The following is a 14,393-nucleotide window of genomic DNA, read 5'->3' as shown; positions in this document are numbered from 1 at the left end:
TCATTTTGAAGTGTAGCAGCAGATCAGCGCATGTAAAGCGACTTTAGATTCTCGGCGTATCTCGCTTGCGCATACCATGTCTTGGTAAGGTCAGCTATGACTCAGCTGACCAGGGGCTCAGCGGCCGACATCCAGGACACCAACCCCAATGGCGCATCAAACGGGGCGTCATCCTCCTTGGCCGCCGAAGTCGATCAGAGGCACCTGTGGAATGAGCACCATCGAAAATACTGGCACAGCGAAGAGCGCTCTACGCCGGCACCGCTCGCCCACCTTCTTGCCGCTCAGCTGAGTCCTGGCCGACGAATACTCGAACTGGGGTGCGGCAGTGGAAGAGACGCCGTACACCTGCAGAGTCTCGGGCACACGGTCACAGCGTCAGACTTCTCGGAGTTCGCCATCCGCGAGAATGTGCACGCGTGGCGGACGTCCGGAGTGCGCTTTCTCGCCCAGGACCTGCGCACACCTCTGGCCTTCCCCGAAGGTGCTTTCGACGCCGTCTACGCACGGCTCTCGTTGCACTACTTTTCGGACAGTGTCACTCGCGACGTCTTCCGAGAGATACATCGCGTGCTGCGCCCTGGCGGCCTGATCCTTTTCAGCTGCAGGTCGGTCGATGATCCGTTGTACGGCCAAGGTGAAAAACTGGGTCCACAGCTCTATCGAAGCGGTGGGCAGGTCAGGCATTTCTTCAGTGAGTGGTATACGCGACAGGTTCTGTCCGCCGGCCCGCGATTCACGATCAACGACCTGAGTAGGCGCGATGAGCTCATCTACAGCGAGCACTCCAGCATCATCCAGTGCCTCGCTCATCGCGAGGAAGGCTGACCGAGGAGCTTGGCCCTCGCGCTGAGTAGCCGCTCCCGCACCGCCAGAGTGTCGGCCCAGCGAACGGCGTCTCGCCAGTTCCACACGGCTTCGTGCTCGGTCTCCCGTGCGACGAGACGTCGGAGGTATTGCGTGGCACAGACGGGGGCGTGTGCTCCATGGACCGGACCGGGCTCCCGGCCGAACATCACATAAGCGCGGCCGGCCAAGCCATCAAGGGCATCCCCATAACCCGTGAAACCCTGAATGTCCGGATAATCGCGAGCGACGTGCGGCAGCAGGTCGATGTCGCCGGGCACCAGATGCAGATGGGCGTGATCGATGCACGCACCGGCATGCCGCCCGCGACTTTCCGCCCCATGCTCGAAGTACGTGAACTGTCCGTACGCCTCGCGCATCCTCAATTCGGCCTCCCGCTTCGCTGCATATAGCTCGTCACGTTCGGTTTCCGGCAGGCTCGCGAGCGCAGTTATGTGACGATCCGGAATGATGAGCAGATGTCCTTCCACGAGCGGCGCGGTATCGAGAACGACCAGAAAGGAGCCGTTCTCGAAGATGACCTCATTACCGGTTTCAGCAGGAAACAAATGGCTCCATACCGGCGAGCGCCCATCGAGCGCGAGGACGCAGAAGGGACACTCAAGTGTCCGACCAAAAATGCTCATGTGACACCGCCCGAATCCGGAAATGGCTGGCCCGTCCCACTACCGATAGTCCTACTTTTCCTGATACGGGAAATTCATCACGGCAAACAGTGGCAAGATCGCTATCTTATGGTGGCGGTTGGGTGAAACCCCTTCGAATCACTGCGCCGAACCGGGACACGCGGTCCAGCCATGGCGGGAACGCAGCCGAGCGGCCTCGTGGCCGCCGCCCGGCCACTTGGCCGATGCCGAAAGCGGTGCCGGGCTATGCGCCGCCGCTCAGTGACGCGTCGAGTTCGCGGTGCTTGGCGATGACGGTCTTGAGGAACTGGCTCATGCCCTCCAGGCCCCGCATGATCTGGCGGGCGCCGTCGTTCCACTGATCGTGGTCCTGCTGGAATCTGCCCGAGGCACGCCCGGTGACGAGGTCGCTGGTCACGAGCTGATCGATCGTCGCCTTGAGCTGGGTCAGGCGGCTCTCGATGTCCTTCTCCTTGTTGAGGCGCGTGGCGCTGTTCTCCACCTGCGGGAAGCTCAGGTGATGGGTTCCAGCTGCCAGCCGCGGCCCTGGCGTCCACCAGCCGGGCCAGTTCGCCGGTACGTCCCGCGCGCCGGACGTCGAAGGCGTATCAGGAGCCGGGGACGCGGACGGTGAAGCCGTACGGCAGGTCAGCCATGGGCCTGCTCCACGACCACCCCGGCAGGGGCCTGCGGCGCGGGCCGATCGGCCAGCGCGAGCGCGCCGTCCAGCTCGTCCCTGCCCGCCACCAGGGCGTCGAGCAGGCCGGCCGCGCGTTCGAGCAGTTGGTCCATGCGTTCGTGGTTGTCGGACGACTCGGCGACGAAGCACCGGAGAGCCGCGTCCGCCTTCGGGGAGCCGGTCGGCTGCGCCTGGGCGGGCCCGCCGTCGAGGGCGGCGCGGATGGCCTTGAGGCCGCGGGCGACGCTCGCGTCCTTCTGGCGGTTCGCGCTGAACTCCTCAGCCATGCGGCCCCTCCTTGATGTCCTCGTAGGCGCGCCAGTCGCGGTAGACGGTCTCGGCGACGCGGGCGCCGGCGGTCCTGCTCTCCATGCGCAGCCGCAGGCGTACCGGCAGCCCCGCGTCGTCCACCTGCACGGTGAACCGCACCGGGCCCTCGGCGCCGACGCCCGCGAACGACGCGGCGTCCTCCTCGCCCCGCACCCGGTGCGCGAGCGCCGAGCCGGTGAGCACGCGCCCGCCGCCCTCGGCGGTTCTGCTGGTCACGGCGGTTCCCGCCGCGTCCAGCAGTGCCTTGATCGTGTACGGCGAGCTCAGCTCCCGCACGCCGGGCGCCTGCTGCTGGGCGCACGGCTCGTTCGGCGGCCTGGCCGCGTCGAACGCCGCGCCGCCCGCCACGCCCCTGCTCCCGACCAGCGAGACCGTGACGGACGCGGGGGCGTTCGCGCAGGTCAGCTTCATCGCGTACGCCGTGGACGCCGCTCCGTCGAAGCTCAGCCGCCCCTCGGCCACGGTCTCCCCGCTCACGTGCCGGAACGTGGCCGTGCGCGCCCCCATCGCGTCGAGCAGGTCGTCCGTGGCGGCACGCCGCTCGCCGCCGGACAGCAGGATCACCACGCCGGCCGCCACCGCCACGGCGAGCACGCCGACCGCCAGCCCCGCGAGATAGGCGGGCCGCCGCCACAACGGCTCAGGCGGCGGGGGCTCAGTATGCCGGACCCGCTCGTACGGCATCGTCCGCCGCTCGGCCGCCAGCAGCAGCTCGTGCACCGAGCCGCCACGACACCGCCCAGGATGCCGCCCAGAATGCGGCCCAGAATGCGGCCCAGAATGCGGCCCTGGATGCCCGAGCAGGATGCGGACCAGGTCCACCGCCGCCGGGCGGGCACCCGGATCCGGGCGGCGGCACTCGTCGATCACCGCGCGCAAGGCGGGCGGCAGCCGGTCGAGGTCGGCGCCGTCGTCCGGCAGCCGCCCCGTGGCCGCGAACACCACGACGTCCGCCCAGTCGCCGACGTCGTGCCCGGGGAACAGGCTGTCCCTGGGCCCCGGCGCGAAGAACGCCTGCCCCTGGGGTGAGATCAGCACGTTCGCCGGGCTGAGCCGCAGCCCCGCGATGCCGCCCAGGTGCAGGCGCGCCATCGTGGTGGCGGTGCCGAGGGCGAACAGGTAGAGCCGCTCGCCCGTGAGCGGGCCCGCCGTCCTGAGGACGGCGGTCAGAGGCTCGCCCAAGCCGAGGTAATCGCGCGGCCGAAGAGCCAGGCCGTCGCTCCATCCCTGAAATTCCATCGCCGTCCCCGTGGTGGCCGGTCAGCGTGGGCGGCACCGCCGGTGATCGCGTTCCGGCAGGTCATCGGCGGGTGCCGCAGGTCCGACAGGTTGTACGCCCACCCCTTATGGCGGGTTCAACCCATGCCGAGCGGGTCTGGCGGGGCTTGACCTTGACGCGACGTCAACGTGTCCCATGAGCGGGGAAACCGCCGGAGGAAGGAAGCACATGGTCAGAGCGGTGCTGCGGATCGTGGGGTTCGAGGTCAAGGGCCTGGCCGCCATCGCGGCGTGGATCGTGCGGCGGCGGCACGGGGTGCCGGACGGGGCGACGGCGCTCGCGTACGGCAAGGAGCAGGCGTTCATGCTGGGGCTGATGAGCTTCGCGATGGCAGTCGAGACCGTGGTCGTGGACCTGCTGCTGGCCGCGCTCGGCGTGCCCGCCTGGCTGCGGTACGGGGTGCTGATCGCCGACCTGTACGGCCTGCTGTACGTCCTCATGCTGGCCGCCGGCTGCGCGACCAGGCCGCACGTCGTCACCGCCGATGAGCTGCGCGTCAGGTACGGCGTCTACCTCGATCTGCGGGTGCCCCGTGAGCTGGTGGCGGGCGTACGGACCGGGCGGGCGTACCACCAGGGCGGCATGATCACGGTCGAGGGCGGGCGGCTGACCGTGGCGGTCTCCTCGCAGACGAACGTGACGGTCGAGCTGGCCGAGCCGGTCACCGTGGTCCGCCCGCTGGGCCGCCGCGCCGAGGTGACCTCGGTGCGGTTCTTCGCCCAGGATCCCGAGATGGCGGTGGCGGCGCTCAAACCCGGCATCACCACTCGTACGAACAGCTAGGCGAACCACCTTCGCGGCGTTACCGTCCATTCAGCACCATCTCGGGATCTTCCACCCTCGACCTCGGATGGAGGCGCCGCCTTGCTCTTATCTAGGCGTACGACCTGGAAAACGAGATCACCCCTCATCGCGGCGATCGCGGCACTGTCCCTCATCACGGTGATGCCGGCCGGGCCGGCGCGGGCCGCCGCGCCGCCGGACATCTCCCTCACCAACGTCAAGGCCCACCTGTCGCAGCTCCAGTCCATCGCCACCGCCAACGGCGGCAACCGGGCGCATGGCAGGCCCGGCTACCTCGCCTCGGCCAATTACGTCAGGTCGCAGCTCGACGCGGCCGGCTACACCACCACCCTGCAGTCGTTCACCTACAACGGCGCGACCGGCTACAACGTCATCGCCGACTGGCCGGGCGGCGACCCGGACGACGTGCTCATGGTGGGCGCGCACCTCGACAGCGTCACCGCGGGGCCCGGCATCAACGACAACGGCTCGGGCAGCGCGGCCGTCCTGGAGACCGCGCTCGAAGTCTCCCGCCAGTCGCTGCAGCCGGGCAAGCACCTGCGCTTCGCCTGGTGGGGCGCGGAGGAGCTGGGGTTGCGCGGGTCGCGGTTCTACGTGAACAACCTGCCGGCCGCAGAACGCGCGCGGATCAAGGGGTACCTGAACTTCGACATGGTCGGCTCCCCCAACGCCGGCTATTTCGTCTACGACGGCGACAACTCGGACGGGACGGGCGCCGGGCCGGGCCCCGCCGGGTCCGCGGCCCTGGAGCGCACCCTCCAGGACTACTTCACCTCCATCGGCGTGCAAACCCGCGGCACCGACTTCGACGGCCGCTCCGACTACGGGCCGTTCATCGCGGCGGGCATCCCGGCCGGTGGCACGTTCACCGGGGCCGAAGGCATCAAGACCAGCGCCCAGGCCGCGCTGTGGGGCGGCACCGCGGGGCAGGCGTTCGACGTCTGCTACCACCGCTCCTGCGACACCACGGCCAACATCAACGACACCGCGCTGAACAGGAACGCCGACGCCATCGCCTACGCCGTGTGGACCGTCGCCACCGCCGTACCGCCGGTCGTGGTCTGGCAGGACACGTTCGAGACGGCCACGGGCTGGACGGCGAACCCGAACGGCACCGACACCGCCGCCACCGGGCTCTGGGAGCGCGGCGACCCGCAGACCACCACCTCAAGCGGCGCCAAGCAGCTCGGCACCACGGTCAGCGGCACGAACGACCTCGTGACCGGCCGCCTGGCGGGCTCGTCGGCGGGCGACCACAACATCGACGGCGGCGTCACCTCGATCCAGTCACCGCCGATCACGCTCCCCTCGGCAGGCCCCCTGAACCTGTCCTTGTCGTACTACCTGGCGCACGGCTCGAACTCCTCCAGCGCCGACTACCTGCGCGTCCGCGTCGTCGGCAGCACCACGACGACCGTGCTCGACCAGCCCGGCGCCGCCACCAACCGCAACGGCGCCTGGACCACCGCGACGGCGAGCCTGAACGCCTACGCGGGCCAGACCGTCCGCATCCTCATCGACGCCGCCGACGCCTCAGGCGCCTCCCTCGTGGAGGCCGGCGTGGACGACGTCACCATCACCCGCTGACCGCGACCGGGGCGAGACTGCTCTCGCCCCGGCGAAGCGGGCTACGGGGCGGGCTACGGGGCAGTGCGTGGCGGTGCGTGGCGGGATGCCGCGCACGTCGAAGGCCAAGCGAGCCGTCGAGCGCCCTCCGCGCCGGTGAAGACTGCCGCCGGCCGGGATGCCGGCCGGGATGCCGGCCGCGCCGCCAGCCGCGGGCGGGCGGCCCGGCGCGGCGGGCGGCTAATCGGCGCGGCGGGCGCGGGCGCGGCGCTTGCCCTCGTGCATCGCCTGCACGCGCGCCACCGGGATCGTGTGCCCCTCCTCGACGAGGTCGGCGGGCAGCGCCTGCGGCGCCGGCATGTGCTCGGCCCACGGGTCGCCCTCACCCAGCCGCTCGACAGCGGTGCGGATGGTGAACTCGCCAGGCCGGACGCCGTCGAGCTCGTCCCACGCCACGGGGAACGAGACGGGCACGCCGGGCCGGATCCGCGGGCTGTAGGCGGCCGCCACCGTCGCGCCGCCCGCCCGCGTGGAGTCGAGGAACACCTTGCCCTCGCGGTCCTCCCTGATGAACGCGGTGGTGGCCAGCGAAGGGTCCAGCCGCTCGGCGCGGGCGGCCAGCGCCCGGGTGGCGGCGGCCAGGTCGTCCATCGCGGTGCCCGGCACGACGGGCACGAACACGTGCACCCCCTTGGCCCCGCTGGTCTTGACGGCCCCGGCCAGCCCGCAGTCGGCGAGCGCCTGCCTGACGAGGTGCGCGCCCCGGACGGCCGGCGCGAAGGAGTCATGCTCGGGCGGGTCGAGGTCGAGCACCATGTGCGTGGGGTGCTCACCGGCGTAGAGCGCCGGGTGGTATTCGACGGCCCGCTGGTTGGCGAACCAGAGCAGCGTCCTGCGGTCGTCGCACAGCGCGTACGTGACCTGCCGCCGCGAGGAGTCCGCCCACACGGTCACCGACCGCACCCAGTCGGGAGCGTATTTGGGCAGGTTCTTCTGCATGAACGGCTCCTGCCCTGGGCGTACCCGGATGACCGAGAGCGGCCGGTCGCGCAGCACGGGCACCATCCGGCCCGCGACCGCGTCGAGGTAGTCGACCAGGTCCCGTTTCGTGGCGTCGGCGCCGTCGAAGAGGGGCTGGTCGAGGTTGGTCAGGGAGACCCCGTCGCGCGTCTCGTCAGCGGCCACCCGCCCTACGATGCCCACACTCGAACGTGTGGTCAACAACCCGGCCTGTTAGAGTGAGCCGTTGACGCGGGGTGCCCGGAAAGCCGGGCTGAGATCACACCCGTCGAACCTGATCTAGTTCGCACTAGCGAAGGGACGTCATGGCAGCGAACGCCGTACCCAAGGTCCTGACCATCGCGGGCACCGACCCGAGTGGCGGGGCCGGCATCCAGGGCGACCTCAAGACCTTCTCCGCGCTCGGCGCGTACGGCATGACGGTCGTCACCGCGCTCGTGGCGCAGACCACGACGGGCGTGACCGGCATCCACGAGGTGCCGGCCGCGTTCGTGGCCCAGCAGCTCGACACCCTGCTCACCGACGTGCCCGCCGACGCCGTGAAGATCGGCATGCTGGGCGACGCCGACCTGATCAAGGCGGTGGCGGCGGCGCTCGACACGTACCGGCCGCCTCATGTCGTGCTCGACCCCGTCATGGTCGCCAAGAGCGGCGACCGGCTGCTGCCCGCCGACGCGGTGAGCGAGCTGCGCCGCACGCTGCTGCCGCGCGCCGACCTCATCACCCCCAATCTGCCCGAGGCGGCCGACCTGCTCGGCGAGCCGCAGGCGAGCGGGCTGCCCGAGATGCACGCGCAGGCGGCCAGGCTGCGCGCGCTCGGCGCCCGGCAGGTGCTGCTCAAGGGCGGCCACCTCGACGGCGACACCTGCGTCGATGTGCTGGCCACCCCCGAGGGCACGATCGAGCTGGCCGCGCCGCGGGTGCCGACACGCAACACCCATGGCACGGGCTGCACGCTGTCCTCGGCGATCGCGGCGCTGCGGCCCCGCCACGACGACTGGCCGAGTGCGGTGCGCGCCGCGAAGGACTACCTGACGCAGGCGTTGCGCGCCGCCGACTCGCTGGGGGTCGGCCACGGCCACGGCCCCGTCCACCACTTCCACAACGCCTGGTAACCCCGCCCCCTTCTTCGCGAAAGAGACGCGATGTTCTGCGATGACATCTGGCAGCGCACGTCCGAGCTGATGCGCGCCATCCACGAGCACCCCTTCGTGACGGCACTCGGCGACGGCTCGCTCGACCGTGAGACGTTCGCCTTCTACATGGTGCAGGACGCCCGCTACCTCGAGGCGTTCTCGAAGGCGCTGGCGGCCGCCTCGGTCCGCGCCGACGACTCCGACGAGGCGGCGTTCTGGGCCATGAGCGCGCACACCGCGCTGGTCGCCGAGCGCGAGCTGCACTCCGGCTACATCGAGGAGCTGGGCGCGGCCGTCAAGGGCATCGTGACCTCGCCGACGTGCCTGGCGTACTCGTCGTTCCTGCAGGCCACGGCCCTGTCGGCGCCCTACCCGGTGATCGCGGCGGCGGTGCTGCCGTGCTTCTGGATCTACCAGGACGTCGGCACCGCGCTGCTCGCCAAGGCCGGCGACGACCCCGCGCACCCGTACGCGAAGTGGATCTCCACCTACTCCGACCCCGGGTTCGCCGCCTCCGTCGAGCGGGCCAAGGCCATCACCGACCGGCTCGCCGCCGCCTCCCTCCCTGACACCCGTGAGGCGATGGCGCAGGCGTACGGGCGGGCGGCGGCGTACGAGTGGATGTTCTGGGACAGCGCGTGGCGGCGCGAGGGCTGGCCCACGGCCGCCTGGCTCGCCCCCTGACCGTCACGGCGACTTCGCCATCAGCTCCTTCTCCTCGCGGGTGGCGATGAGCCCCGACGGCGCCACGATCGTCGACTCCTGGAACGGCGCCTCCGTGTCGGGCAGCGGCTCGCGCAGCCGGATCGCCTTGATCCAGATGCGGGCGGCGTCGATGAGGACCACGATGATCAGCACGGCGAAGAGCGCGGCCAGCACGCCGTCCACGGTCGAGTTGATGACGATCTGCCGCATCGCGTCCTCCGTCCTGGCGGGCGCGAGCAGCTCGCCCTGGTCGAGCGCGGCCTGGTAGCGGTCGCGCTGGGCGAAGAAGCCGAGCTTCGGGTCGGCGGAGAACACCTTCTGCCAGCTCGCGGTGAGCGTGACGGCGACGTCCCAGGCCAGCGGGACGCCCGTCACCCACGCCCACTTGAGCCGGCCGCTCTTGATCAGCAGCGTGGTGGCCACGGTGAGCGCGACGGCGGCGAGCAGCTGGTTCGCGATGCCGAACAGCGGGAAGAGCTGGTTGATGCCGCCGAGCGGGTCGTTGACGCCCTGGTAGAGGAAGTAGCCCCAGGCCGCCACCACGACGGCGCTGGTCGCGACGAGCCCGGGCCACCAGCTCACCCGGGAGATCGGCTTCCACAGGTTGCCGATCGTGTCCTGGAGCATGAACCGGCCCACCCGCGTGCCCGCGTCCACGGTGGTGAGGATGAACAGCGCCTCGAACATGATCGCGAAGTGGTACCAGAAAGCCTGGAGCCCCGCGCCGCCGAGGAAGCCGGAGAAGATCTGCGAGATGCCCACGGCCAGGGTGGGCGCGCCGCCCGTCCGCGCTATCAGCGTCTCCTCCTGCACGGCCGCCGCCGCGGCCTGCAACTGCTCGGGAGTGATGACGAAGCCCATGTTCGTGACGGCCTCGGCGGCGCTCTGCACGGTCGCGCCGACGACGCCGGCCGGTGAGTTCATCGCGAAGTAGAGGCCGGGGCTCAGCACACAGGCCGCGGTGATCGCCATGACCGCCACGAACGACTCCATGAGCATGGAGCCGTAGCCGATCATCCTGACCTGCGTCTCCTTCTGGATCATCTTCGGCGTCGTGCCGGACGAGATCAGCGCGTGGAAGCCGGACAGCGCGCCGCAGGCGATGATGATGAACACGAACGGGAACAACGACCCGGCGAAGACCGGCCCCTCACCGTTGAAGGCGAAGTCGGTGAACGCGGTGGTCCGCAGCGGCGGCATGGTGACCGCGATGCCGACCGCGATCAGCACGATCGTGCCGATCTTCATGAACGTCGACAGGTAGTCGCGCGGCGCGAGCAGCATCCAGACGGGCAGGACGGCGGCGACGAATCCGTACGCGATGAGCCACAGCGCCAGCGCCGACGGGCTGAGCGTGAAGAACGGCGCCCAGCTCGAGTCCTGGACCCAGCCGCCCGCCATGATGGCGAGGATCAGCAGCACGACCCCGATGACCGTCGTCTCGACGACCCGGCCCGGCCTGATCACCCGCAGGTAGAAGCCCATGAACAGGGCGATCGGGATGGTCATCGCGATGGAGAAGACGCCCCACGGCGACTGGGCGAGCGCGTTCACCACGACCAGCGCCAGCACCGCGAGCAGGATGATCATGATGGCGAAGACCGCGATCAGCGCCGCCGCGCCGCCCACCGGGCCGATCTCCTCGCGGGCCATCTGCCCGAGGCTCCTGCCGTTGCGCCGCATGGAGAAGAACAGCACCACCATGTCCTGCACGGCCCCGGCGAAGATCACCCCCGCGATGATCCAGATCGTGCCGGGCAGGTAACCCATCTGCGCGGCCAGCACGGGACCGACCAGCGGCCCCGCCCCCGCGATGGCGGCGAAGTGGTGGCCGAACAGGATGCGCCGGTCGGTCGGGTGGTAGTCGATGCCGTTGTCGAGCCGCTCGGCGGGGGTTGCCCTGCGGTCGTCGGCCCGCAGCACCTTGCGGACGATGAAGCGGGCGTAGAAGCGGTAGGCGATCGCGTACGAGCCGAGCGCGGCGCACAGCAGCCAGACCGCGTTGACGTTCTCGCCTCTGGACAGGGCGAGCACCGCCCAGCCGACGGCCCCGACGAGGGCCACCGCCGTCCAGATGATGATGGAACGCAGCTTCACCGGTTACCTCCCATGTGTCTGGCGACGGACAGGATCAGTCGTGAGCCGGGTTGTGTGCGGGACGTCCCAGGCAGCAGCGCAGCCCGGCGTCCGGCAGCAGGTCGGTGGTGAAGCGCCGCCAGCGCCACAGCGGGCGGCAGTCGATGGTGACGGGCAGCTCGGCGAGGTGCACCCAGGCCGTCGGGTGGGCGTACACGAGACCGGTCGGGCCGAGCTCGCGCGCCCGGCGCGGCAACCTGCTGCGCCGCAGCGGCCTGACCGAGAACTCGCCCGCGTCCGCGCAGCACAGACCGGTGACGTGCCAGTCGAAGAAGACCACTTCGTCGCCGCGCAGGGCGTCACGGGCGGCGGGGGTGAGCGTGACACGGGACATCCGTGGCTCCTGGTGAACAGGCAGCTCAAATCAACGTCGGCCTTACCCTGCGGTTGCTCTGTTGAAACGCTTCAGCGGCTCACGAAACGATCACGTGAGCGATCGGCACGGCTTATCCGGAAATTTCGCCTCATTTACACCATGGACAACAAACGGTCACATAGGTACGTTCGCTAGCGAAGCGATGACAACGCTGTCATTCCTGGTCTCCCCCCGACGAGGAGCAGTGAACGCCATGGTCTCCCGACGTGAATTCCTCCTGGCGAACGGCACGGTCCTCGCGGCCGGCGCGCTCGGCCTGAGCCTGCCCGCCGCCCGCGCGGCTGCCTCCGCCTCCGCCCCCTTATTGCCCGGCTTCGGCCGCCCCACCCGGCTCGACTACGCCGACATCGCCACCCTGCACGGCAACGACCAGCTCCTCCTGACCACCCTTCAGGGAGTCGTCAACCGCCGCCGCCCCCGGCTGTACTTCAACTACAACGAGGAGGGCTACGACGAGCGCTGGCTGTCCAGCACCGGCGCCGCCGTCACCCGCCACGACCGCCCGCTCGACCTCGTCGCCCGCTACCGCGGCGAGGTGCGCGGCGCGATCCTGCATGACCCCGGCGTCCCCGACTCGGTGAACGTCGCCACCACCCTGGCCGGCCTGGAGAACGCCGTCGCCGCCACCGCCGAGCAGGCCCAGGAGCACCGGCTCAAGGTCATCACGGACCTGCGCGGCCGCTTCGACCCCGACGACGTGCTCGCCACCTACCGCTGGCAGCTCGACACCCTCTGGCCCCGCTGCACCCACACCCTGCTCAGCGGCCTGCCGCCGACCAGGACCGTGTCCGTCGAGAACGTCCAGTGGCGCGAGGTCGCCAGGGAGACCGAGCGCATCAGGGACACCTCCAACCGCGAGGTGCGCACCTTCGACCTCAGCCAGGAGCTGTCCGGCGAGGAAGGCGTCTTCCTGCGCTTCCAGGACTCACTCGGCGACGACGGCTGGGGCGCCTCCGTCGGCTCCTTGGTCGTCAAGGCCGACGGCAACCAGATCGCCGCCTTCACGCCCGGCACCGACGCCGAGGCGCCGTACCTCTTCGACGGCGTCAACTCGGCCGTCGGCGCCGAGTCCAACCGCTTCGCCGACGGCGGCGGCTACTTCATCTACCGCTTCACCCCGCCGGCCGGCACCCGCGAGCTGCTCGTCGAGGTGGACCTGTGGAACCAGTACCTGGTCACCGCCACCACCACCGCGCCCACCCGGGTCGAGCCGTTCCCCTACTTCCGCGACTACACCGTGGCCAGCCGGGCCATGGTCTTCTGGCTGCCGCCGTCCGGCGAGACCGGCAAGCTGCTCGACGAGATCTTGAGCAAGGTCAAGCCGACGACCCCGTACGCCGGCTGGTTCTCCAACGACGTGGCCGGTGAGTGGGGCGGCGTGGACCGCGCCTCCCAGCACGCCGTGGAGGTCGTGCCCGCCGACTACTACATGAACGGCACCGTGCACGCCGGCGTCGCCGCCAAGGTCTCCGACCGCGTACGCCCGCGTCCCCGCGCCACCCTCCGCAACCGCGTCTACCTCACGCTCACCGTCGGCGAGGGCGACAACATCCAGTACTGCCAGCGGCGCATGCGGCAGCTCTGGGACGACCCCGCGCGCGGCCGCGTCCCCACCAACTGGACGGTCAGCCCGCTGCTCGCCGACATCGGGCCCGCGCTGCTCGCCCACTACCAGCGCACCGCCACCGAGAACGACCTGCTCATCGCCGGGCCGTCCGGCGCCGGTTACACCTACCCGGGCTCGTGGCCAGAGGCCGACCTGGCCGCCTACACCAAGCTCACCGGGCGGTTCCTGCGGCGCACCGGCATGGACCTCGTCTACGCCTACAACCACCGCAACGCCGACGACGACGGCTGGGTCGCCTTCGACGAGCGGATCGCCGCCTCCTACCGCAGGAACACCCCGATCCGCGGCATCATCCAGTCGTGGGAGACCGGCGACCTGCAGACCCACGTGGGCGGGCTGCCGATCATCGGCAACCTCTACCCGCAGGGCAAGGCGCAGGAATACCGCGACGGGCTGCTCAGGCACATCGAGGGCTGGGACGGCTCCACCCCGCTGTTCATCGCCGGGGCCGTGAACGCGTGGAACTGGACGCCGTCCGACATCGCCGAGCTGGGTGAGCTGCTGGGCGACCCCTTCGAGATCGTCCGCGGCGACGCCTTCTTCGACCTCCTCAACCGCCACCTGACGAAGAAGTAGGACGGCCGGCCCTGGCTGCTGAAAGTGAGCTGAGGCCGAAGGCGGCGGCGAGGTCCGCGGCCAGGTCGTCCGGGGTCCGCGAGCCGTCCACGTCCACGACGGGCAGGCCGGTCTCGCGGGCCTGGCGGCGCACCTCGGCGTCCCACAGCTCGTCCCGCGCCACCCGCACGGCCAGCGCCGCGGCCGGATCCACGTCGCCGTAGGTGGCGCGGGCCGCGGCGGGGTCGGCGTAACGGGCCGCCAGGTTCCTGCGCCGGAACCCCGGCTCGGGCAGCAGGAACACCGCCTGCTCAGGGCGCTCCAGCAGCGGCGCGAGCTCGCGGGGCAGCGGCCGGAAGTCGTCCACCAGCACCGGCCGATCGGCGGGCGACGCCAGCAGCTCCTCGACCACGAACCCGAACGTCTCGCCGTGCAGGCTCGGCATCGCGCGGAACACCTCTTCCGGCGCGCGCCCGGCGAACCGCTCCTCCTTGGGTGTCCGCAGCAGAGCGCACATGTACGGCTGCCGCTCCGGCGTACACCGCCCGGCGTACCGCGCCTCGGCACGATCACCGTCGTAGACGGGCAACTCGTACCGCTCGGCCAGAATCCGGGTCACCGTGCTCTTGCCGGCCCCCGTCCCACCCGCGATCCACCGTACGTGCGCCAGCTCGTCAGCTCCCATGC

General features: G+C 70.5%; 14 protein-coding genes and 1 riboswitch. Of the genes, 6 read left to right on the top strand and 8 right to left on the bottom strand.

Annotation, left to right across the window (positions count from 1 at the left end; translation table 11 throughout):
• Window positions 1-96: 96 nt before the first annotated feature.
• Complete coding sequence (locus AB0K28_RS33775; RefSeq protein WP_364377938.1) at window positions 97-828, top strand: class I SAM-dependent methyltransferase; 732 nt, start codon at window positions 97-99, stop codon at window positions 826-828.
• Here the strand turns inward: AB0K28_RS33775 and AB0K28_RS33770 are convergent.
• From AB0K28_RS33770 to AB0K28_RS33755, 4 genes are all read right to left on the bottom strand, one after another.
• Window positions 810-1,493 carry an HIT family protein gene (locus AB0K28_RS33770; RefSeq protein ID WP_364377936.1) on the bottom strand — a complete coding sequence of 228 codons (684 nt, stop codon included), beginning with the start codon at window positions 1,491-1,493 and terminating at the stop codon, window positions 810-812. The two genes, AB0K28_RS33775 and AB0K28_RS33770, sit on opposite strands and share 19 nt — an antisense overlap.
• A 244-nt stretch (window positions 1,494-1,737) precedes the next feature.
• On the bottom strand, window positions 1,738-1,995 hold the full coding sequence (locus AB0K28_RS33765) for a WXG100 family type VII secretion target (protein ID WP_364377934.1): 258 nt from the start codon (window positions 1,993-1,995) through the stop codon (window positions 1,738-1,740).
• Between the two features lie 146 nt (window positions 1,996-2,141).
• A complete protein-coding gene (locus AB0K28_RS33760) occupies window positions 2,142-2,459 on the bottom strand; it encodes a hypothetical protein (protein WP_364377932.1) in 318 nt (105 codons plus the stop codon).
• A complete protein-coding gene (locus AB0K28_RS33755; RefSeq protein WP_364377930.1) occupies window positions 2,452-3,684 on the bottom strand; it encodes a hypothetical protein in 1,233 nt (410 codons plus the stop codon). Before AB0K28_RS33755 ends, AB0K28_RS33760 begins: the two co-directional genes overlap by 8 nt.
• A gap of 265 nt (window positions 3,685-3,949) precedes the next feature.
• On the opposite strand from AB0K28_RS33755, the gene AB0K28_RS33750 reads away from it, so the two are divergent.
• A complete protein-coding gene (locus tag AB0K28_RS33750; protein WP_364377928.1) occupies window positions 3,950-4,564 on the top strand; it encodes a hypothetical protein in 615 nt (204 codons plus the stop codon).
• 81 nt (window positions 4,565-4,645) lie between these two features.
• The gene (locus AB0K28_RS33745) at window positions 4,646-6,172 is read left to right on the top strand and encodes a M28 family peptidase (RefSeq protein ID WP_364377927.1); all 1,527 of its coding nucleotides are present in this window, start codon (window positions 4,646-4,648) and stop codon (window positions 6,170-6,172) included.
• Window positions 6,173-6,391: 219 nt separating this feature from the next.
• Here the strand turns inward: AB0K28_RS33745 and AB0K28_RS33740 are convergent, their stop codons facing one another.
• Complete coding sequence (locus AB0K28_RS33740; RefSeq protein WP_364377925.1) at window positions 6,392-7,336, bottom strand: ATP-dependent DNA ligase; 945 nt, start codon at window positions 7,334-7,336, stop codon at window positions 6,392-6,394.
• Between the two features lie 57 nt (window positions 7,337-7,393).
• Window positions 7,394-7,489: riboswitch (TPP riboswitch) on the top strand.
• Here AB0K28_RS33740 and thiD point away from each other — a divergent pair.
• Window positions 7,477-8,286, top strand: a complete 810-nt coding sequence (thiD, locus tag AB0K28_RS33735; RefSeq protein WP_345395158.1) for a bifunctional hydroxymethylpyrimidine kinase/phosphomethylpyrimidine kinase — start codon at window positions 7,477-7,479, stop codon at window positions 8,284-8,286. (Overlaps the previous riboswitch by 13 nt.)
• A 30-nt stretch (window positions 8,287-8,316) precedes the next feature.
• Window positions 8,317-8,991, top strand: a complete 675-nt coding sequence (locus tag AB0K28_RS33730; RefSeq protein ID WP_345395155.1) for a TenA family protein — start codon at window positions 8,317-8,319, stop codon at window positions 8,989-8,991.
• A gap of 3 nt (window positions 8,992-8,994) precedes the next feature.
• On the opposite strand, the gene AB0K28_RS33725 is transcribed toward AB0K28_RS33730, so the two are convergent.
• Window positions 8,995-11,109 (bottom strand): carbon starvation CstA family protein, encoded by a 2,115-nt coding sequence (locus AB0K28_RS33725; protein WP_364377922.1) that lies wholly within the window; start codon window positions 11,107-11,109, stop codon window positions 8,995-8,997.
• 34 nt (window positions 11,110-11,143) lie between these two features.
• Complete coding sequence (locus AB0K28_RS33720; protein ID WP_345395152.1) at window positions 11,144-11,482, bottom strand: hypothetical protein; 339 nt, start codon at window positions 11,480-11,482, stop codon at window positions 11,144-11,146.
• Between the two features lie 235 nt (window positions 11,483-11,717).
• Between AB0K28_RS33720 and AB0K28_RS33715 the strand changes: the two genes are divergently transcribed.
• The gene (locus AB0K28_RS33715) at window positions 11,718-13,727 is read left to right on the top strand and encodes a GxGYxYP domain-containing protein (RefSeq protein WP_364377920.1); all 2,010 of its coding nucleotides are present in this window, start codon (window positions 11,718-11,720) and stop codon (window positions 13,725-13,727) included.
• Here AB0K28_RS33715 and AB0K28_RS33710 read toward each other — a convergent pair.
• Complete coding sequence (locus tag AB0K28_RS33710; protein ID WP_364377918.1) at window positions 13,702-14,391, bottom strand: hypothetical protein; 690 nt, start codon at window positions 14,389-14,391, stop codon at window positions 13,702-13,704. The genes AB0K28_RS33715 and AB0K28_RS33710 overlap by 26 nt on opposite strands.
• Between the last annotated feature and the right edge of the window lie 2 nt (window positions 14,392-14,393).

Source organism: Nonomuraea sp. NPDC049504 (assembly GCF_040676845.1).
Lineage (GTDB): Bacteria > Actinomycetota > Actinomycetes > Streptosporangiales > Streptosporangiaceae > Nonomuraea > Nonomuraea salmonea.
Note: the sequence above shows the minus strand (reverse complement) of the source record. Positions and strands in the feature narration are given on the sequence as shown.

Bases quoted from the DNA above. Each gene is read 5' to 3' on its own strand.
- AB0K28_RS33775 (WP_364377938.1), top strand. From the start codon at position 97: ATGACTCAGCTGACCAGGGGCTCAGCGGCCGACATCCAGGACACCAAC.
- AB0K28_RS33770 (WP_364377936.1), bottom strand. From the start codon at position 1,493: ATGAGCATTTTTGGTCGGACACTTGAGTGTCCCTTCTGCGTCCTCGCG.
- AB0K28_RS33760 (WP_364377932.1), bottom strand. From the start codon at position 2,459: ATGGCTGAGGAGTTCAGCGCGAACCGCCAGAAGGACGCGAGCGTCGCC.
- AB0K28_RS33750 (WP_364377928.1), top strand. From the start codon at position 3,950: ATGGTCAGAGCGGTGCTGCGGATCGTGGGGTTCGAGGTCAAGGGCCTG.
- thiD (WP_345395158.1), top strand. From the start codon at position 7,477: ATGGCAGCGAACGCCGTACCCAAGGTCCTGACCATCGCGGGCACCGAC.
- AB0K28_RS33730 (WP_345395155.1), top strand. From the start codon at position 8,317: ATGTTCTGCGATGACATCTGGCAGCGCACGTCCGAGCTGATGCGCGCC.
- AB0K28_RS33720 (WP_345395152.1), bottom strand. From the start codon at position 11,482: ATGTCCCGTGTCACGCTCACCCCCGCCGCCCGTGACGCCCTGCGCGGC.
- AB0K28_RS33715 (WP_364377920.1), top strand. From the start codon at position 11,718: ATGGTCTCCCGACGTGAATTCCTCCTGGCGAACGGCACGGTCCTCGCG.
- AB0K28_RS33710 (WP_364377918.1), bottom strand. From the start codon at position 14,391: ATGGGAGCTGACGAGCTGGCGCACGTACGGTGGATCGCGGGTGGGACG.